22 protein-coding genes and 1 tRNA gene are annotated in these 17,829 nt (G+C 67.9%); 17 read left to right on the forward strand and 6 right to left on the reverse strand.

Translation table 11 applies throughout. From position 1 onward, the window contains the following. Nucleotides 1-251: 251 nt before the first annotated feature. The gene (locus ACZ607_RS34760) at nucleotides 252-686 is read left to right on the forward strand and encodes a hypothetical protein (protein WP_469741874.1); all 435 of its coding nucleotides are present in this window, start codon (nucleotides 252-254) and stop codon (nucleotides 684-686) included. Nucleotides 687-1,481: 795 nt separating this feature from the next. Here ACZ607_RS34760 and ACZ607_RS34765 read toward each other — a convergent pair. Further along, nucleotides 1,482-2,447 (reverse strand): YDG/SRA domain-containing protein, encoded by a 966-nt coding sequence (locus ACZ607_RS34765; protein WP_469741876.1) that lies wholly within the window; start codon nucleotides 2,445-2,447, stop codon nucleotides 1,482-1,484. A gap of 336 nt (nucleotides 2,448-2,783) precedes the next feature. Between ACZ607_RS34765 and ACZ607_RS34770 the strand changes: the two genes are divergently transcribed. Then, complete coding sequence (locus tag ACZ607_RS34770) at nucleotides 2,784-3,251, forward strand: hypothetical protein (protein ID WP_469741878.1); 468 nt, start codon at nucleotides 2,784-2,786, stop codon at nucleotides 3,249-3,251. 850 nt (nucleotides 3,252-4,101) lie between these two features. On the opposite strand, the gene ACZ607_RS34775 is transcribed toward ACZ607_RS34770, so the two are convergent. Together ACZ607_RS34775 and ACZ607_RS34780 are read right to left on the reverse strand one after the other, a co-directional pair. Then, nucleotides 4,102-4,665 (reverse strand): GNAT family N-acetyltransferase, encoded by a 564-nt coding sequence (locus ACZ607_RS34775; protein ID WP_469741880.1) that lies wholly within the window; start codon nucleotides 4,663-4,665, stop codon nucleotides 4,102-4,104. After that, nucleotides 4,662-5,435, reverse strand: coding sequence for a GntR family transcriptional regulator (locus ACZ607_RS34780; protein ID WP_469741883.1), 774 nt, complete (start codon nucleotides 5,433-5,435; stop codon nucleotides 4,662-4,664). The genes ACZ607_RS34775 and ACZ607_RS34780 overlap by 4 nt, the downstream gene beginning before the upstream one ends. A 156-nt stretch (nucleotides 5,436-5,591) precedes the next feature. Here ACZ607_RS34780 and ACZ607_RS34785 point away from each other — a divergent pair, with 156 nt between their 5' ends. The 11 genes from ACZ607_RS34785 to ACZ607_RS34835 all read left to right on the forward strand — a co-directional run bounded on the left by ACZ607_RS34785 (nucleotide 5,592) and on the right by ACZ607_RS34835 (nucleotide 12,020). Then, nucleotides 5,592-5,921 (forward strand): SCO3933 family regulatory protein, encoded by a 330-nt coding sequence (locus tag ACZ607_RS34785; RefSeq protein WP_266535892.1) that lies wholly within the window; start codon nucleotides 5,592-5,594, stop codon nucleotides 5,919-5,921. Between the two features lie 2 nt (nucleotides 5,922-5,923). Continuing rightward, nucleotides 5,924-7,276 (forward strand): FtsK/SpoIIIE domain-containing protein, encoded by a 1,353-nt coding sequence (locus tag ACZ607_RS34790; protein WP_469741887.1) that lies wholly within the window; start codon nucleotides 5,924-5,926, stop codon nucleotides 7,274-7,276. Nucleotides 7,277-7,359: 83 nt separating this feature from the next. Beyond that, nucleotides 7,360-7,545, forward strand: a complete 186-nt coding sequence (locus ACZ607_RS34795; protein ID WP_469741889.1) for a DnaJ-like cysteine-rich domain-containing protein — start codon at nucleotides 7,360-7,362, stop codon at nucleotides 7,543-7,545. Between the two features lie 77 nt (nucleotides 7,546-7,622). Continuing rightward, a complete protein-coding gene (locus ACZ607_RS34800) occupies nucleotides 7,623-8,291 on the forward strand; it encodes a DUF2637 domain-containing protein (RefSeq protein ID WP_469741891.1) in 669 nt (222 codons plus the stop codon). Between the two features lie 18 nt (nucleotides 8,292-8,309). Then, nucleotides 8,310-8,498: a mobile element transfer protein gene (locus ACZ607_RS34805; RefSeq protein WP_469741893.1), complete on the forward strand. Its 189-nt coding sequence runs from the start codon at nucleotides 8,310-8,312 to the stop codon at nucleotides 8,496-8,498. Between the two features lie 15 nt (nucleotides 8,499-8,513). Continuing rightward, nucleotides 8,514-8,798, forward strand: coding sequence for a hypothetical protein (locus ACZ607_RS34810; protein WP_469741894.1), 285 nt, complete (start codon nucleotides 8,514-8,516; stop codon nucleotides 8,796-8,798). A gap of 88 nt (nucleotides 8,799-8,886) precedes the next feature. After that, on the forward strand, nucleotides 8,887-9,069 hold the full coding sequence (locus tag ACZ607_RS34815; protein ID WP_469741896.1) for a hypothetical protein: 183 nt from the start codon (nucleotides 8,887-8,889) through the stop codon (nucleotides 9,067-9,069). 5 nt (nucleotides 9,070-9,074) lie between these two features. Continuing rightward, nucleotides 9,075-9,269 carry a hypothetical protein gene (locus ACZ607_RS34820; protein WP_469741920.1) on the forward strand — a complete coding sequence of 65 codons (195 nt, stop codon included), beginning with the start codon at nucleotides 9,075-9,077 and terminating at the stop codon, nucleotides 9,267-9,269. A 2-nt stretch (nucleotides 9,270-9,271) separates the two neighbouring features. Next, nucleotides 9,272-10,684 carry a replication initiator protein RepSA gene (gene repSA / locus ACZ607_RS34825; protein ID WP_469741898.1) on the forward strand — a complete coding sequence of 471 codons (1,413 nt, stop codon included), beginning with the start codon at nucleotides 9,272-9,274 and terminating at the stop codon, nucleotides 10,682-10,684. Continuing rightward, complete coding sequence (locus tag ACZ607_RS34830; protein ID WP_073747300.1) at nucleotides 10,681-10,869, forward strand: helix-turn-helix domain-containing protein; 189 nt, start codon at nucleotides 10,681-10,683, stop codon at nucleotides 10,867-10,869. Before repSA ends, ACZ607_RS34830 begins: the two co-directional genes overlap by 4 nt. Then, complete coding sequence (locus ACZ607_RS34835; RefSeq protein ID WP_469741899.1) at nucleotides 10,869-12,020, forward strand: tyrosine-type recombinase/integrase; 1,152 nt, start codon at nucleotides 10,869-10,871, stop codon at nucleotides 12,018-12,020. The genes ACZ607_RS34830 and ACZ607_RS34835 overlap by 1 nt, the downstream gene beginning before the upstream one ends. A gap of 71 nt (nucleotides 12,021-12,091) precedes the next feature. Here ACZ607_RS34835 and ACZ607_RS34840 read toward each other — a convergent pair. Further along, nucleotides 12,092-12,164 (reverse strand) — tRNA-Arg (locus ACZ607_RS34840). Nucleotides 12,165-12,520: 356 nt separating this feature from the next. Between ACZ607_RS34840 and ACZ607_RS34845 the strand changes: the two genes are divergently transcribed. Next, nucleotides 12,521-13,141: a TetR family transcriptional regulator gene (locus ACZ607_RS34845; RefSeq protein WP_469741901.1), complete on the forward strand. Its 621-nt coding sequence runs from the start codon at nucleotides 12,521-12,523 to the stop codon at nucleotides 13,139-13,141. A 17-nt stretch (nucleotides 13,142-13,158) separates the two neighbouring features. On the opposite strand, the gene ACZ607_RS34850 is transcribed toward ACZ607_RS34845, so the two are convergent. Together ACZ607_RS34850 and ACZ607_RS34855 are read right to left on the reverse strand one after the other, a co-directional pair. Beyond that, nucleotides 13,159-13,875 carry a ScbR family autoregulator-binding transcription factor gene (locus ACZ607_RS34850; protein ID WP_469741904.1) on the reverse strand — a complete coding sequence of 239 codons (717 nt, stop codon included), beginning with the start codon at nucleotides 13,873-13,875 and terminating at the stop codon, nucleotides 13,159-13,161. 180 nt (nucleotides 13,876-14,055) lie between these two features. Then, the gene (locus ACZ607_RS34855; protein ID WP_469741906.1) at nucleotides 14,056-14,835 is read right to left on the reverse strand and encodes a response regulator transcription factor; all 780 of its coding nucleotides are present in this window, start codon (nucleotides 14,833-14,835) and stop codon (nucleotides 14,056-14,058) included. A gap of 639 nt (nucleotides 14,836-15,474) precedes the next feature. Between ACZ607_RS34855 and ACZ607_RS34860 the strand changes: the two genes are divergently transcribed. From ACZ607_RS34860 to ACZ607_RS34870, 3 genes are all read left to right on the forward strand, one after another. Continuing rightward, nucleotides 15,475-16,401 carry a ScbA/BarX family gamma-butyrolactone biosynthesis protein gene (locus ACZ607_RS34860; protein WP_469741908.1) on the forward strand — a complete coding sequence of 309 codons (927 nt, stop codon included), beginning with the start codon at nucleotides 15,475-15,477 and terminating at the stop codon, nucleotides 16,399-16,401. A gap of 37 nt (nucleotides 16,402-16,438) precedes the next feature. After that, nucleotides 16,439-17,491, forward strand: coding sequence for an NAD-dependent epimerase/dehydratase family protein (locus tag ACZ607_RS34865; RefSeq protein WP_469741910.1), 1,053 nt, complete (start codon nucleotides 16,439-16,441; stop codon nucleotides 17,489-17,491). A 234-nt stretch (nucleotides 17,492-17,725) separates the two neighbouring features. Then, a partial coding sequence (locus ACZ607_RS34870; protein WP_184742946.1) for a biotin carboxylase N-terminal domain-containing protein occupies nucleotides 17,726-17,829 on the forward strand: 104 nt, incomplete at its 3' end.

A 17,829-nucleotide genomic window follows, 5' to 3' on the forward strand; every position in this document is an offset into this window, starting at 1 on the left:
GGCAGCCGGCGGTGGCGTGAGCCGAGCTTCTCGGGCGACGCCTGCCAAGTGCCTCAGCGGGCACGGTCGAGGAGCGCCGTTCCCCGTATGGCACAGTATGCCGACAGCTCACGCCGACCGGATCTCGCGAGGGAGTCCGGCCCGCGGCTGCTCCTCGGACCACGACCTCCCGCGATTCCTTCCGACGCGGGACCGTCGCATCCCGGGCGGGAACATCCCCCCGGTCGAGACCGAACATGCAGGAGAGCCCCGTGAACGGGAAGCGTCGTCGATTGCTGCTGGCCGCCATCGATCCCATGCTCGAACCCGGCGAGCAGGTCGAGGTGGCGACCATCGTGAACCTCAGGTCGGTGTCCGTGCGCCGGACCGCCGCGTTCGCGGTCGCCTCGGCGATCATGAGCGGCGGCGGCATGGCCGTGGTGCCGGTGCCGACCCCGATGTACCTGGCGATGACCGGCCGCCGCATCTTCATCTTCCGGGCCAACCCGACGTTCGCCCGGCCGGAGGAGCACCTGATGACGATTCCTCGCGCGGGTCTGGTGCGTACCGAGGTGAAGGAACGTCTGCTCAACTCGTCCTTCGTCGTTTCCTCCCCGGACGAGGAACAGGGCCTGAAGATCGTGTTCCCGCTGCTCGCACGAAAGGAACGGAACGCGATAGCGGCGGCGCTGCCCCTGGCGGGGTGACCGCCGCTGACAGGCTTACGTACGCGGCGCCCGGTATCGCCACCGGAATCCTTGCCCTCATGAGGTGACGACGCCCCCTGTCCGGCCCTTCGGGGCCGGGTTCGGGGCGGCTTCCGTGCGACCGGATCAGGCGTCGAAGGGCTCGGTGCCGTGGGCTGCGGGCTATCCGTACGTCACCAGCAAGATGAATCCAAGGATCATCAGGGCGCCGAAGACCAGGCACCCCAAAAACCTTGCGCTTTCTCTGTCCCGCTCGCGTTGCCAGGCTGCTACTCGTTGATTGTGGTGCCGGCGCATGCCCTCTTCGACCGCGCGCGCCACTTCCTCTTCATTCACCTGTGCCCCCTGATGGTTCGAGTCGACAGGAATCTAACAAGGGCCGGTGGAGGCTGACTTGCGACGGACGCCTACACCCACGTCGACCACGGCACCCGGCGGGAGGCGATCAGCCGCATGGACCGGCTGCTCGGTGGTGAGCTGGAACCAGGGATCCCCGTCGCTGCTGGTGATCGGCATCGGCCTTGTCGCGCTGGGGCACGTGATGCAGCCCGCGAGGTGACGTGGCCGCCGTCACGTGATGGCGTCGAAAAAGGCCCGGACCTTGATCGGTCCGGGCCTTTTCCCTGGTGCCCCCGGCAGGATTCGAACCTGCGACACCCGCTTTAGGAGTTCGGCCGAGCGCCGTTGTACCCCATGCCTGCTGCCGCCATGACGACCGAGCAGAGATGCGCATGTGCGTCGCTGTCCGGCGTCGTTGATGTCAACGGTGGATGTCAGGGCCAAGCTGAGCGTAGGTCAGTCCTGCCGCCACCGCTCGCGGTGCTGGCGGACACAGCTGAGATCGAGAATGTGCCGCGGGTGGGTGCGAAGTAGCCCTACCTCAGTTCCCCCGCGGATGACTGCCAGATCATCGTTGATCACGATGGCGCCGGCGTCGAGCATCACGTGACAGTTTGGGCAGAGGCAGAGCACGTTGCCTGTCGTGTCGGGGCCGTTGTGAGGGCTACCAAGGGCCTGCATGTGGGCTCCCTCGCTGTAGCTGCCCCCCGGTACCTCGATCCGCAAAGCGCAGATTTGGCAATGGTTGTCGTGCCATGCCTTGACTTGGCGTTTTACCGCACTGCTGCGAACGATTCGCTGGACGGTGGTGGTCACACGTTCGGGCGCCTCGTTGCCGGCTGGAGCCCGTTCGAGGTCAGGGCGGGCCGGTCCCTCATTGCCTGGAAGCGTCTCCTGCTGAACTGGCTCTGGGAGAGGGGTGCCGTCGTATGCCTCCAGCCGGAACTGCCAGATCAGGAAGCCGTCGATGCCGAGCCTGCTGCCGTAGCTGGCGACTCGGAAGAGTCCGTCGTATCGGTATCCCTGAGTCGGGGCCCACTGGGAGCCCTTGTGTGCACCGCGAAGTACGCGGACGGGGAGGCCTTCCAGGTAGCTGGTAACCAAGGCCGCGTTCCCCGCGTCATCGAGGCTCTGGTTGCTGACCTGGTTGCTTGATGAGTCCTGGCCCCCGTGTCCGGTGTAGACGATGACGTGGCCGTGGTCCTCGTCGTCCTTGTACCCGCCGGATACGACGATCGACTCAGCGCCATTCTTCTTGGTGCCGCAGATGCCGGCTTGGAGCGGACGATGGATGCCAGCCTCGTGGGCGAGTCGCCGGCTGATGAACTCCTGGCCAACGTGAGTGTTGGGCACTTCACCAATCATGGCGACAGCCTTGCAGCCGGGACTGACATTGCCATTCACCCAGTCATAGGCCCGCATCGAGGACAGCCCTTACGCAGACCCAAGATGGTGTGATGCAAGTCACGAAATCCCCGCCTCGCGAGTACAGCTGCGCGAGAACCTCAACAGAGACTGCGTGAGGGAATTGACTTCATGAAACGGGGCAAACACACAGCCAATGCTCGACAATGTCACCTAGAGTAGCGAAAAATGCCAAGTGTCGGTTTAGCGCGAACGGATGTCCGATATGCCCGATAATTTTACCCAACCTTTACCAAAGACTGAGCTGCGACGTTACGGATGTAAGCCCCTGAGCTGCGGAAATACACAGCGCCACCAGTTGACTTCAGCACTACTTCTGCAATCATCGGACTCATGAGCACGCGATTCGCAGACCAGGTCCCGTTTTCCGAGCTCATGCGCAAGCAGAGTGAGGTGGCTGAGAGAGCTGCCCACGGTAAGGGGGTGCTGCTGCGCCGCCGTAACGAAGATGACCTTGTACTGATGAGTGCGACTCAGGCTGAGTCCACAGCAAACGGCTTCAGCGTTGCCAGCCGCATGTTCGTTTCACTGATGAAGCAGGACGACGGAGCTAGGGAGCTGCTCATGGTTCTGCCTGACGTGTTCCCGTGGGTCCGCTACCTCCCCGAAGAGGACGTCCGAGAGTTTCTCGTTGATCTGGTACAGACGATCCATGCCTGTGATGACCTAGGCAACCTCGCGCCACTTGAGACCGCTGTGGCCGCGTGGAGGAGTACCGCCGAGGTCTATGCTGACCCCAAGGTGCGCGCTGCGCTGACTGAGGGGGATCTTGATGATCACGGGCGGGTCGAAGTCTGCTGACCCGATAGGGGAGTTCGCCTAGTGGGCGGGGCAAAGCGCGAGCGTGTCGCGCCCCCGCCCATTGGTGATGAGTGGGACGTGAAGTTCGGCAAGTCGGATGTCAAGCGCGGCTGGGACGAACTCTGCCGGACAGCAACGACTAACGCCCGCAGGGCTTTTGAGACTCTCCGCGAACAGCCGTGTCCGTTCCCGGAGACGACTCGGCAGCATCGACTGAAGGGCAGCCTCAAGTCAACAGTCTTTGCTGGCCAGTCCTATCCTCAGTGGCAGTACGAAGTTACCTCGGGTGGGCGCATCTGGTACTGCGTCGACGAGGCTAAACGCATCGTCTGGCTTCTTCATGCAGGCCCGGGACACCCCAAGGCGACGGAGTAGGGGCTGGCAGTACAGCGTCGAGCGCTGCCAGTCTCAACCCACCACTCACCCCAGCTCCCATCCCGTCCGCCTTCGACCCACACACCGTGGAGCGGGCGTGGTTCAGGGCGTCAAGGTGGAGCGCGCCACTGTACGAACGACCTTGACGCCCTGGGCCGCGACTGCTCGGCTCTGCCTGGGTCGAAGGTGGTCGGGATGGGAGCCCCCACGACGCTCACCACGAACCGGCCGGCACTCGCGAACGGCGCCCCTCCCATCCCGGAGTCTGAGCGCCCCCGCCGGAGGCATGTCTGGAAGCCGCGGGCTTGGTTCTCGTCTCATGCCCCTCGGGCCTATCCACTGCGGGCGCGCGTCGGCGGCGGCAGCGCCGAGCGGGCCGAAGGCAGGAGCGCGGGCGCGGCCAGAGCCGGGAAGCGCGCCCGGCGGAGCGGAGCGCAGCCGGGTGCCTTGATGAGGTAGAGAAACCTGTAACAACTCAGTGCTCGAAAGCCTGCGGACCGGGGGTCTGGTCCTCGAACCCGTGCGAAGTGGGGGACGTGGGACGCTGAGCAAGCCAGCCCGAGACACGTGGGCCACCGTTGATGGCGCCGCCTTCCCGTACGGTCCGGACATGCTCAAAGCCGTGGTCCAGGTAGTAGCGCTGTAGGGCCGCGTTGCTCGTCCATGCATCAAGGCGGAGCCATTTGGCTGTTGACCTGTAAGCTCGGTCGGCCGCCCAATCGAGCAGCCTTCCTCCAAGATCTTTCCCCGCATAGTCGCGGGACACCGTCAGTTTGTTGACGAAAAGGGACGCTTCCCTCAACTCTTCGGGAGCCCACAAACCCTCTTCCGCCTCTGGCGTGAGGGTGATCGTCCCAGCAGTTCGGTCCCCGTCGCGAAGCATGAAAACAGTCCCGGCTTCGATCGTGGCCAACAGGCGATCTGCGGGGTACGGGCGACTCCACTGGTCGCTGCCCAGTTTGCTGATCCAAGCGGCAGCTTCCACCCGGAAGGCCAGGAGTCGGTCTAGGTCGCTGGGCACTGCGGTCGTGATCTTCACTGAGGGTCGTTCTCGCTTCGTGCGGAGAGATCGCCGATGTCGTAGGTCATCCGGTTTAGGTCTCCCCGGAACGTGGTGATGGTGCAGCGCACGGGGCGTTCGGAGGAGTAACCGGTTCGCGTCCACAGGAGAACGGGAACGCCCGCACCGATCTCCAGGAGCCGGGCTTCCTCGGGCGTCGGCATCCGCGTCGCGATCTCGTCGGCGTACCCGACCTGCTCAATGTCGAGGCTCGCGAGATATCGGGTCGTTCCCTCTGCGATGTCGCCGGGCTCCGTCAAGCGAGGCGCCTTCTCGACGAGCCAATCGGGATAGTGCGTGGCCTGTGTGGACCACGGGACATCGTCCACGAATCGGTGGCAGAACCGGAGCACCGCGCGGGATCCCGCGTCGACCTTCAACCGCGCGGCCACGTAGTCGGGAGCGGTGGTCAGCTCGACTCGGAAAGTCTGGTGCGGTCGCCGGCCTGCGTTGGTGACGTCAGTTGAGTACGCGTCTCCCGCCTGGGGGAAGCTCAGGTTCTCGAACCGTGACGCATTCAGTTCGAAGACTTCGTGCTTCCGTACCTCGTACCCGAGCCCCTGGCTAGACGTGATCAAACCCTCGCTGACCAGCATGCTCAGGCCGGAACGAACGGTGTTCCTGGACGCGATGAAGCGGGCTGAGAGCTCACTCTCTGAGGGGAGTTTCGCGCCGGGTCCGTAGGCGCCGCTGTCGATCTCACGACGCAGTGCGTCGGCCACCTGTCGGTACTTCGGCTGCTTACTCATGACCCCATCATGACGCACTCGGTCAACTTGTTGGTACATGTTCGCCCGAAGTGCTTGACGACTCACACTCGGTGCTGCAATCTCTGGGTATCAGCTTGTACCAACAAGTTGAGCAAGAGGTCCAAGAGGTATGGGCCGTGCATCTAGGAGACTGCTATGCCGTCGTTCAAGATCGATGTTTCGACCGCTGTCGTGTTCGTTGCGACGCCTCCGACTCCGAAGCTCGTGAGTAAGCAGACCGGTGAGATCGCGGTGGACCGGGAGACCGGTGCCCCGCTGGCCACGGTGGGTCTGCTGATCTCGGATGAGGGGGAGGGCAACCTCTACCAGGTGACGGTGCCGAGCACGGGGGTCCCGGAGAACCTGACCCCGGGGACGCCGGTCACGGTGATCGGGCTCAAGGCGCGGGACTGGGAGAACACGTTCAACGGGCAGACCCGGCACGGGATCAGCTTCCGCGCGGTGGCCATCACGGCGGGTGCCTGATCATGTCGGACCTGTCCACGGTGATCGAGGTGGCGGGGGCCTTATCGGCTGCCGGCGGTCTCGGCTATGCGAAGGTGCACGCTCCTCGCGTGTTCTGGTCGCTGGCCGGCCTGCCGGTCGCCCGGGTCCGCTTCGCCGCCACGTACCGCTCGACGATGGATGTGTGCGGGCTGACGGTCCAGCCGTCTCGCCTGCGGGCGTTCATGGTCCGCAACGTGGCCCGCCGCCCCGACGTCCAGCCGGTCCCCCCGAAGGTTCGCCGGGTCCGGGGCTCCTCCACCGGCATGCGGGTCACCCTCCGTCTCCCCGCCGGCCTGGAGCCTGCCGACGTCGCCGCCGCCTCGGAACGGCTCCGGCACGCCTGGGGCGTCCACTCCGTCCATGTCGTCGAGATCAAGCCCGGCTTCGTCGAACTCCGCATGACGGGGTATGACGTGCTGCGTCGGGTGAAGATGCCGCGCCGGCTGCCCCGCACGGTCACCTCGGGCCCGTTGGTGGTGCCGGTGGCCCTGCGGGAGGACGGAACCGCGTTCGTCCGCGACTACACGAAGATCCCGCACAGCCTGACCCTGGGTGCGAACCAGTCGGGCAAGTCGATGTATCAGCGCAACCTGATCACCGGCCTCGCGAAGCTCCCGGTGGGCCTGGTCGGGATCGACTGCAAGCGCGGTGTCGAGCAACGCGGCTACGCACCCCGGCTCTCCGCCCTCGCGGTCACACCGGCTGAGGCTTCGGACCTGCTCGAAGTCCTCGTGCGGGAGATGGAAGAGCGCTTCGACACCTTGAGCGCCCACGGCGTCTCGGACCTCTGGGCCCTGCCGATCAAAGCGCGTCCGGTGCCGTTGGTGGTGCTGGTGGACGAGGTCGCGGAACTCTTCCTCGTCGCCGCGAAGAAGGACGAGGAACGCCGGGACCGCATGGTCATGCACCTGGTGCGCCTCGCGCAGATGGCCCGGGCGGTCGGGATCTATCTGGAGATCTGCGGGCAGCGCTTCGGCTCCGAACTCGGCAAGGGCGCAACCATGCTCCGCGCCCAGCTCACCGGCCGCGTCGTCCACCGCGTCAACGACAAGCAGACCGCGGACATGGGCCTCGGCGACATCGCCCCCGATGCGGTCTACGCCGTCACCACCATCGCGCCGGATCGCCCCGGTGTGGCCGTGGCCGGTGACGCCTCCGGCGGCTGGTCCCGCATCCGCACCCCCGAACTGAGCGCAGCCGACGCTGTGGCCATCTGCCACGCATACGCGCACCTGACCCCCGACGTCCCGGCTCTGGCCCCGTTCCGCCCCGTCGTCCGCACCACCCCGGCCCCGGCGTCGCCGCTGGCCACCCCGGTGCCGGTCACCGAGTAACACCCCTCGCACCTCCGGTTGGCGTGACCGTCTCGCGCCAGGTCCCTACCCCGCCCATGCCCGGAACCGGAAGGACCCACGTCATGGCCCCACGGACCACCAAGCCCACCCAGCCCTCCACCTCGACCGAGCCGGCCGTGTGCAAGCCCTGTGGCGGGACCGGAAACGTCCCCACCACGGTGCGGGTCGGTCGCAAGCGTCGCCCGGTCGGCCAGCAGGACGGCCTCTGCCTCAACTGCTTCGGCTCCGGCACCGACCCCGACGCCTGACCCAACACCCCGGGTGCCGGGCGGTGAACACCACATCCCGCCCGGCCCCTGGCCCACCCCTGAAAGGAGGTGACCTGATGTCCCGCACACTCCGTCTCGACGCCGTACTCGTTCAAGCCGTCATTGCTGGTGCGCTGTCCTTCTCTCACCTGCATGACCTTGCCGAAGCGGCCGGGCAGGACGGCTGGAAAGCCTGGGCCTACCCGATCAGCGTGGACCTGCTCCTGGTCGCCGCCTGGCGCCGCATGCGCACCCACGCCGACAACCGCGCCGCCTGGATCTGGTTCGTCATCGCCCTGGCCGCATCACTGGGCGCGAACATCGCCACCGCCGGACTCCTCAACCTCGAAGACGTCCCGGCCTGGCTCCGCATCCTCGTCGCCGGCTGGCCCGCCCTCGCCTTCCTCGGCGGCACCCTCCTCGCCCACACACCCACCACACCCGACCCCGCTGCCCGGACCGCCGCACCGCTGGCCGCTCCGGAGCCCGAACCAGCCCCGGACGTCACGGTGGAGCGGACGTCCGAACCGGCCCCCGAACTCCCGCCGGCCTCTGCTCCGGCTGCTGCGGCTCCGGCGACAAAGCAGCCGACCGTGGCTGTTCCGCCGGCCTTGCTCGATCACGCCCGGAAGGTCGCGGACACGCATCACGCGACGACCGGCGCCCGGATCGACTCGGTCACCCTCCGCGCTCGCCTCGGCGTCCCGGCCCCGCTGGCTGACGCCATCAACGCCCAACTCGCCTGATCGAAAGGAGGTTTCCTCATGCCGCGTCCGAACCGCTTCACCAACGTGATCCGTATCGGCCCTGTCCAGGTCGGCACGCACTCCGACGGCCGGGGCCGCACCAAGCACACCGCGGCCTGCACGGCCCCGGGCTGCAACTTCTCCGCCGACTACCACGGCCGCCCCGCCGCCGAACTCGCCGCCAAAACCCACCGCTGCAACCCCTGACAGGAGGTGAAACCCGTGCGCTACCCCGAGGACCAGATCAACGCCGGTCACATCCCGGCGGACCTGCTCGGGCAGCTCCCGCCCGGCACCGACCCGAAGCAGATCGTCATCGTTCAGGCTGCGCCTCGCAACTACACCGGCCCCGTTGTGCTGGCCATCACGGTTGCCGGCGGTATCGCTCTGATCATCCTCATGATCGCGGTCACCCTGCACGTGTTCGCCGCCGCCACGGTCGCGGTTCTCTCGGCCACGGGCGGCGTGGGCCTCACGCTCAAGCGCTCCTCGCACCGCAGCAAGTAGCCCCCGGGGCGGCCTCAACCGCCAAGTATCCGCCGCCCCGGGTGCCCAACCCCATCCAGATCCAAAGGACCCGAAAGGGAGCTCCATCATGCCCGAGAACACCCGCCCCCGGCCGATCTGCACCCACTGCGACGGCTTCCCCACCGTCGCCATCACCACCGGACAGACCACCCCCACCGGCGAGCGCCACACCATCACCGCCCACTGCCCCGCCTGCCGCGGGGCCGGCCACGTCCTGTCCGTCCGTGCCGACGCCCGGATCGGAGCGTGAGCACGGTGTCCGACCTGACCCCCACCCCGGGCCGCCCCGGACTCCACGTGAGCAAGCCGTCCCCCAACACCCCGGCCACCGGCTCGGCCGTATGCCACTGCGGTGCTACGGCGACCGCGACCGGTGACGCCCAGGTCCGCGCCCTGGTCGAGGGCTACACCGCCAACCACGGCCCCGCCCACAACCGAACGGGCCGCTGACCATGACCACCACCGCCACCGCGGCGGGCCTGGACCCGACCACCCTCGCCGACGTGCTGAGGGTGGCCGGGTCCACCGGCTTCGACCGCTGGAACGAACAGATCCGCCGCACCGGAGGATGCGCACAGCCCATCCACCTCACCGGCGCCACCAAAACCACCGACCGGACAACCGGCACCCTGCTCCACCACTACACGACCGACACCGAGCCCGGCGGCCTGTTACGCATCGCCTGCGGCAACCGCCGCGCCTCCCGCTGCCCCGCCTGCGCCTGGACCTACGCCGGCGACACCTACCACCTCATCCGCGCAGGGCTCACCGGAGATCCGGACAAGGGCACCCCCACCACGATCCGGGACCACCCGCGGGTCTTCGCCACCCTCACTGCCCCCTCGTTCGGCCCGGTCCATAACCGGCCCGGCAACCGGCCCTGCCGCTGCGGCACCCACCACCCCGAAACGGCTGCTGAGCTCGGGACCCCGCTCGACCCCGACCGGTACAACTACGCCGGCGCCGTGCTGTGGAACAACCACGCATCCGACCTCTGGCGCTACTTCACGATCTACCTCCGCCGCGAAATCGCCAAGCGTGCCGGCCTCACCCAGAAAGCCGCCCGCGAACAGTCCAAGGTGTCCTTCGGCAAGGTCGCCGAGTACCAAAAGCGCGGTGCCGTCCACTTCCACGCCGTGATCCGCTTCGACGGACCCGACGGCCCCGACTCACCCCCGCCGGCCTGGGCCACCCTCGATCTCCTCGACGACGCCATCCGCGCGGCAGCCGCCCGGGTCGAAGTCACCGTGCCGGCCAACGAGGAAGCCGGCTTTCCCTCGGACTGGGTGCTGCGCTGGGGCACGCAACTCGACGTCCAGCCCATCGGCGCGTTCGGCAACGGTGAGGACCTCACCGAACAGGCCGTGGCCTCCTACGTCGCGAAGTACGCCACGAAGGCAGCCGAGACCACCGGGACCGTGGACCATCGCGTCGGCAACAAGGAGGCCCTGATCCTCCTCGACGTACCGGAACACCCTCGGCGGCTGATCGAAGCGTGCCTCGACCTCCACCACGCCTACCCCGACCGCAAGCTCCGCGACTGGGCCCACATGCTCGGCTTCCGCGGCCATTTCTCCACCAAATCCCGCCGCTACTCCACCACCCTCGGCGCCCTCCGACAGGTCCGCGCCGACTACCGCGCCGCCGAACAACGCGCCGCCCTCGGCCTCCCCAACCCCGACGACCACCCCGAGGCCACCACGCTCACCCTCGCGCACTGGGCCTACGCCGGGAACGGCCACACCCCCGGCGAATCCTGGCTCGCCGCCAACATCCACCGCGACCTCCAACACAACCGCGAAACCGCCCGCGAACACCGCGCCGAACTGCAAGACCAACTCGCTCTGGAAGGGGCCGAAGCATGACCACCGCCACCGCCGAACTGCTCACCGTGCCCGAGGTCATGGCGCGGCTCAAGCTCGGGCGCTCCACCGTCTACGACCTGATCCGCTCGCGCCGACTGGTCTCCATCACCATCGGCCGGTCCCGGCGCATCCCCGCTGACGCCGTACGGGACTTTATCGTCACCGAGATTGAGGAAGCCGCCTGATGGCCACGCAGCGCAAGCGCAACCCCAACGGCGCGGGCACCATCACCAAGCGCAAGGACGGCCGCTACCAAGCCGCGGTCTACGTCCTCCAGCCGGACGGCACCCGCGCCCGCAAGTTCGCCTACGGCAAGACCTGGGCCGAGTGCGACACCAAGCGCCGCGAACTGCTCGCCAAGGTAGACCAGGGCATCCCCGTACCCACGCGGTCCGCCAAGCTCTCCGAATGGCTGCCCTACTGGCTCGATAACGTGGTGAAGCCTCGGCGCAAGCTCAGTACGTACGACAAGTACGAAGCGCACGTCCGGCTGTACCTGGTGCCCATGGTCGGAGGGAAGCGGCTGGAGTCGCTGGGTGTCGCTGATGTCCGGCGCTTCCTCGTCCAGCTGGAGAACAAGACCACCGCGGCTACTGCTAAGGAATCGCACCGGGTGCTACGCACCGCCCTTACCGCGGCCTGCCGGGAAGAGCTGGTTACTCGGAACGTGGCCAGTCTCGTTGAACCGCCGCGGGCCAAGTCGCGAGAGCTGAGCCCGTGGTCCTTGGACGAGACCCTGGCCTTCCTGGCTGCGGCACGCAAGGATCCGCTCTACGCGGCGTTCGTCCTCGCCATCACGATGGGCCTGCGGCGCGGGGAACTGGTCGGGCTTCGTTGGACTGACGTGGACCTGGGCAACCGGGTCCTCTACGTTCGCCAGCAGACTCAGCGACGGCGCGGGGTTCTCTACGAGGACGATCCCAAGGGGCGGCGCCGCCGGGCTGTGCCGCTGCCGGCCATGTGCATTGCACCCCTTCGCTGGCACAGGATGCGGCAGGTCGATGCCAAGGCTCGCGCGGGGGAGTTGTGGCAGGAAGGCGGGCATGTCTTCGTCACTCGGACCGGCCGCCCGGTTGAGCCGCGGAACGTCTACCGCTCCTTCACCCGCGTTGCCGAGTCTGCCGGCCTCCGCGTGATCCGGCTGCACGATGCTCGGCACGGCTGCGCCACGATCCTCACCGCTGCCGGGGTGGCTCCTCGCGTCGTGATGGAGATCCTCGGGCACAGCCAGATCAGCATCACGATGGACGTCTACACACACGTCGTCCAGGACACGCAGCGCGAGGCGATCAGCCACATGGACCGCCTGCTCAAGAGGCGGCCCGGCCGTGAGTGACCGCTGCCGTTGATGTCAGTTGTAGATGTCAAAGGCCACCTAGGAACGTTCCTAGGTGGCCTTTTCGCTTGTGCCCCCGGCAGGATTCGAACCTGCGACACCCGCTTTAGGAGAGCGGTGCTCTATCCCCTGAGCTACGAAGGCGCGGGATCAGTGTAGCGGGTGGGTGTGCTTCGCGGCGGGGCGTGGGGGTGTGGTCGTGGCGGGGTGGGGGGTGCCGGGTGGGGCAGGGGTGCGGGGGAGGGGTGGGGGCGTCGGAACGGACAGGGTGGTTTGTTTTCAATTCTGGTACTCATGGGGTCGTTCTCGGTCAATTCAGGTCACATATGGATTCTTGCGGGAAATTGGAGGGTTCGGCTGGTCGGCGCCTGAATCGAGTCCGGTCAGAGGGTGGTACAAGATACCGGCAGACTTGTATGATTCCGATTAGGCAGTGGCGCCGGTAGGTTTCCCCTGACCTTTTTCGGGTGCCGAATCGAGGAAGAGGCAGGCGCAGGCCCATGTACAAGCGGTCCGAGCAGACCCGTGAGGCTCTCGTCAGCGCTGCGGCGGAGCTCATAGCCACCGGACGGTTCGCCGATGCCGGGCTGGTGAACATCTGCCGGGTCGCCGGGGTGAGCAGGGGGGCGCTCTACCACCACTTCACGTCGATCGCGGAGCTCGTGGCCGAGGTGTACGCACAGGCGCGCGAGCGGGCGACCGTGCTGGTCGAGGACTCCTTCGCGGGGCCGGCCGCCGATGCCCCCGCCCGGTTCAGCGTCGCTCTCGGGGCGGCGATGGCCAAGGACCAGCTCATCTGCGCCGGGATGGGTCTGGGTGCCGACGGTACGGACAGCGCGCCGCGGCTGCGGGACGAAGTGCTGGGCATGGTGCGTGACCGGATCGTCGAGGACGCCCGGGGTGGCGCGGCGCCCGACGCGCTGGCGGATCTGGCCGTCGTGGTCACCGCGGGGCTGGAGTCCCTGGGGTACACCGACAGCGGATGGTGGGACCCGCGGCAGACCGAGCGGCTCTGGGGTGTTCTGCGGCCCCTGTTCGCCGGGGTCCAGGAAGTCGGGGCGCAGGAAGTCGCGGCCCATGGAGTCGCGGCCCATGGAATCGGGGCCACCGCCGATCAGTAGCGTCGGCTGATCCGGGGTCAGGACCGGGCGGAACTCGTCGCCGGGACGGGCGCCTTCAGCGGTGCGAGGCTCCCTGCCGGCTCCTCGGTCCGCTCGGACTCCGGCTGCGGATCGGGCTTCGGCGTCTGCTCCGGGGCCGGCGTGATCCGCAGGTGGCTGATCATGCCGGGGTTGGCCAGTCCCGGCAGCAGGAAGCGCCACATCGTGCTCACGCGTTCCGGCAGGTCGCTCCGGTTGGTGTACATCTGCGACATCACCTGCATGCCGGTGAACGCGCCGATGATCACCGAGGTCGCCTCCACCAGGTCCACGCCCGGGAGGATCTCGCCCTGCTGCTGTGCCTGCTTCAGCAGATCGTGGATGGCCGAGCCCGACTGCTCGTACGGCGTGGTCACGGGGCGGGGGAAGGACGTCTGCTCGACGGCGAGGCGCACGCTCGCCCGCAGCACCGGATCGCGCTGGAGGCGGAAGGCGAATTCGAAGGTGAGGTCGATGACCGACTGGAGCTTCACCTGGCGGTCGGGGACGACCAGCGCCTCGTCGTGCGCGGCCAGCAGCGCCACGGCGATGGCTTCCTTGGACGGGAAGTGGTGGTAGAGCGCACCCCTGGTCAGGCCGGTGCTCGCGAGGATCTCGTTGGTGCTCGCCGCGTCGAAGCCTCGGGCGTCGAACACCCGGGCGGCGGCTTCCAGGATCGAGAGTCGCGACCTTGTCCCGCGTTCCTGCTTACCCATCCCGGATCCTTGCGCTCGCCACCACGGATATCAAACCGACTTGTCTGCATCCTATGACGAAGCCCCCACGGCGTCATTACCTGGGGTCGCACATTCCGGAAAGCGGTGGTTCCCGCGCGTGCCGAGGGCGCCGGGTCCGCGGTCGCGCCGCTCCCGGTGCCCCGGCCCCGCCGGGGCCCGTCAGGGGTGCCCGAGGCGGAAGCCGACCCCCCGGACGGTGATGATCCAACTGCTCGACCCCAGCTTCCCCCGCAGGCTGCTGACATGGGTGTCGATGGTGCGGCCCCGCTGTGACCAGGTGTCCTCCCAGACCTGGGTCATCAGCTGGCGTCTGGAGATCACCGCCCCCGGCTGGGAGGCGAGCAGGTGCAGGAGGTCGAACTCCTTGCGGGTGAGGTCGACCTGGCGCCCGTCCAGCGTGGCCTCGCGGGTGGTGGCGTCGATGCGGAGCGGGCCGTGGTCGACGGTCCGGGCGATCTCCTTGCGGGGGCGCGACCGGCGCATCACCGCCTCGATCCTGGCCAGTAGTTCACGGAATCCGTACGGCTTGACCATGTAGTCGTCCGAGCCGGCCTGGAGTCCCAGCACCCGGTCGAGTTCGCTGCCGCGTGCGGTCACGGTGATGATCGGGGTGTCGCTGACGGCCCGGATCCCGCGGCAGACCTCCAGGCCGTCCAGGTCGGGGAGGTCCAGGTCGAGCAGGATCAGATCGGCCTGGTGGTGGCCCTGTAACGCCTTGCCGCCGGTGGCCACGCTGTCGGCGTCGTAGCCCTGCCGGAGCAGTGCCTGGACGAGGGTGTCGGCGGCGCGTTCCTCGTTCTCGACGACCAGGACACGCAGGACGTCACGTTCTCCGGCGGAGGGTGGATGGGGCAGGGCTGAGGCGCGGTGCGGCTGGGAAACCAAGGGGCGGTGCTGAGTGGTCCGGGGTTCGAGTAGATCTGAGGCCTGCCGGTTCATCTGCTCCTCCTGAGGCACAGGCGTGACATCACGGACTGCTGAATGCTCACGCCTACCGAAGATAGCAAACAGACTTGTCTGATTGTCAACGGACGACAAAGCGGGCCGCGTTGCTCGTGAGAGCCTGCAATTGACCTGCTGCGATGATGAGTTTGTGGTGAGTTGTTCGGCAATTCGCGAGGTCTGGGTGGTGCGGTACGCGCGTGCCCAAGGTGCCTGATCAGAGGAGTTATCAGGCTGACTTGCCTGTTTTTCCGGTGGGGGTGTCAAAGGGGTCCGGAGTGACCGAATGTCCGTCGTACGTGTTGTGTATGTCACCGGGAGTCCACTTTGGGGCGAAGTGGGTGGTCAGGGTTCCGCTTGCGGGTGGCCTGATGTCTGTGAGGTACACCTGATTTCGACGACGCGCAGACCAAGTTTTTACTTGTCATTACGAACCGACCTGTCTGTATCTTGGGACCAGCAACGAATCGTCGGCCACGGGGGTGGCTGCCGGCGTCCGGCTTGCTCACCCCTGTCCAGAGACATAGATCGGGAGTGCCACGCATGCCGTCCCTTGCCTCAGCACCGTACGAGCCCAGCAGGAACCTCGTCTTAACGCCGCGTCCCACCGCGTCCGTCCCCGAGCTCACCACGACCGTGCCGCGTCAGTACGTGCACCGCGCCTCCGTGTCCGAGGTGCTGCTCACCGGGTGGGAGGCGGTCGCGGACAGCGCTGCCGGTGGGGCCGAATCGTTCGTCGTGCGGGCCCAGTGGCCCCGTGGGCACTCGCTCTTCTCGCAGGTCGCCGGGTATCAGGACCCGATGCTGCTGATCGAGTCGGTCCGCCAGATCGGATCGCTGCTGTCCCACGCCGAGTTCGGGGCGCCCTTCGGCCACCAGTTCCTGATGTGGGACATGTCCTTCGCGACCACCGAGGAGATGCTCGTCGCCGGCCCCGCGCCGACCGAGGTGGAGCTGCACACGGTCTGCAGCGACGTGGTCCGCAGGGGCAGATCGCTCAGCAGCATGCGGTACGACGTCACGGCCGTCGTCGACGGAGTGGCCCTGGCCACCGGGCGCGCCGGGTTCAGCTGCACGAGCCCCGCCGTCCACCGGCGTCTGCGCGGCGACCGCCCCACCAGCACGGGTTACGTCCCGGGCCGCCCGATCGACCCGGCACGCGTCGGGCGCAACGGTGCCGGGCACGTGGTCCTGGCCGAGGAGGGCACGGGTGCGGAAGTGCACCGGGAGGACGGCACGGGTGCCGGAGCGCACCGGTGGGAGCTGCGTGTCGACACCACGCACCCGATCTTCTTCGACCACCCGGTCGACCATGTTCCGGGCATGGTGCTGCTGGAGGCGGCCAGGCAGGCCGCCCACGCCTCCACCGGAATGCCCGACGCGCTGGTCGTCGCCCTCGACAGCGTCTTCACCCGTTACGTCGAACTCGACACGCCGTGCCTGATCGAGGCCACCCCGGGCCGTCCCGACGCCTCCGGCGGCGTCCGTGTGACGGTGCGGGGCATCCAGGAGGGCCGGGCCGTCTACTCCGCCGAGCTCGTCCTGCGGCCCCGCGACTGCTGAAGCCCGCCCTCGTCCAGCCGACTGGAGAGAGTGCCTCGTGCACACCACCATGATCACCGGGGCGACCGGCTTCATCGGCCGCCATGTCGTCGAGGAAGCCCGCAGCAGGGAGATCCCCCTCCGCCTGATGTCGCGCCACCGCCCGCCGGCCATGGCGGGACCGGCCGCCCCGGGGAACGCCGGTTCCGGGGGAGCGGTGCCGGGGAACGCCGGTTCCGGGGGAGCGGGGCCGAGGAACGCCGGCCCGGGGAACACCGTGTCGGGGAACCCCCTGACCGCGACCGTCCCCGCCCAGGGCGTCGTCGCCGACCTCGCCCGGCCGGAGACCCTCCGGGGTGCCTGCGACGGAGTGGACGTCCTGCTGCACTGCGCCTCGCAGATCGGGGGCCCGGCCGACGCCAACGAGGCGGTCAACGCACGGGGCACCGCAGCCCTCGTCGCGGAGGCCCGGCGGGCGGGAGTGCGGCGCATCGTCTATCTCAGCACCGCTTCCGTGTACGGCCGGGGGACCTTCCGGAGCGCCCGCGCCGAGGCCCTGGACCGCCACCCGGGTTCGGCGACGTCCAGGACCCGGGCCGCCGCCGAGGACGTCGTACGGGAAGCGGGAGGGATCGTGCTCCGGCCCCATCTGGTGTACGGGGTGGGAGACATCTGGGTCGTCCCCGCGCTGGCCCGGCTGCTCCTGGCGATGTCCGGCGGCACGGCGGGGTGGCACGCCTGCATGTCCGCCGTCTCCGCTTCCGAACTGGCCCGGCTGGTGCTGGGCGTGGGATCCGCGCCGGCCGGGAGCCTGACCGCGTCCGTCTACCACGCCGCCCATCCGCGACCCGTGACCGCGGCGGAGCTGCTGCGTGCCGTCGCCGACTGTGTGGGCCTCCCCGCGCCGCGACGGGAGTTGACGGTGGCCCAGACGCGGGAGCTGCTCGTCGCCGCGAACCTGCCGCAGCTCGCCCTGGACATGCTGGCCACCGATCACTGGTTCGACAGTGCCCCGCTCTGGTCCGATCTGGGCCGCGTTCCGGGCCCCGGGTTCGCCGGTGATTTCGCGGAAACACGGGAGTGGTACGGAAATTCGGTCCGGGCGGTCTGAAACGACACCGCCCTTCCGGGTGCGGCGGCCGGTCCGGCCGCCGCACCCGCATTTTTCCGGAAGGGCCCAGGTCGGCGGAGAGTTTTGACGGGCGTCTGACCATTTCCTGCCCGACTCTCGACACAGCTGGGCGAGTCCTGGGAATGTGCACCCAGTTCTGTAACCGGATGCGTTGAACAAGTGCACGACGATCGAACAGTCTGGTGACTCCGAGCGAGTCAGGAGACGTTCATCGTGCGTAAAGTGCTCATCGCCAACCGTGGTGAAATCGCTGTCCGTGTTGCTCGGGCTTGCCGGGATGCCGGGATCGGGAGCGTTGCTGTCTACGCCGATCCGGA

Source organism: Streptomyces sp. NPDC104381 (genome assembly GCF_055583745.1).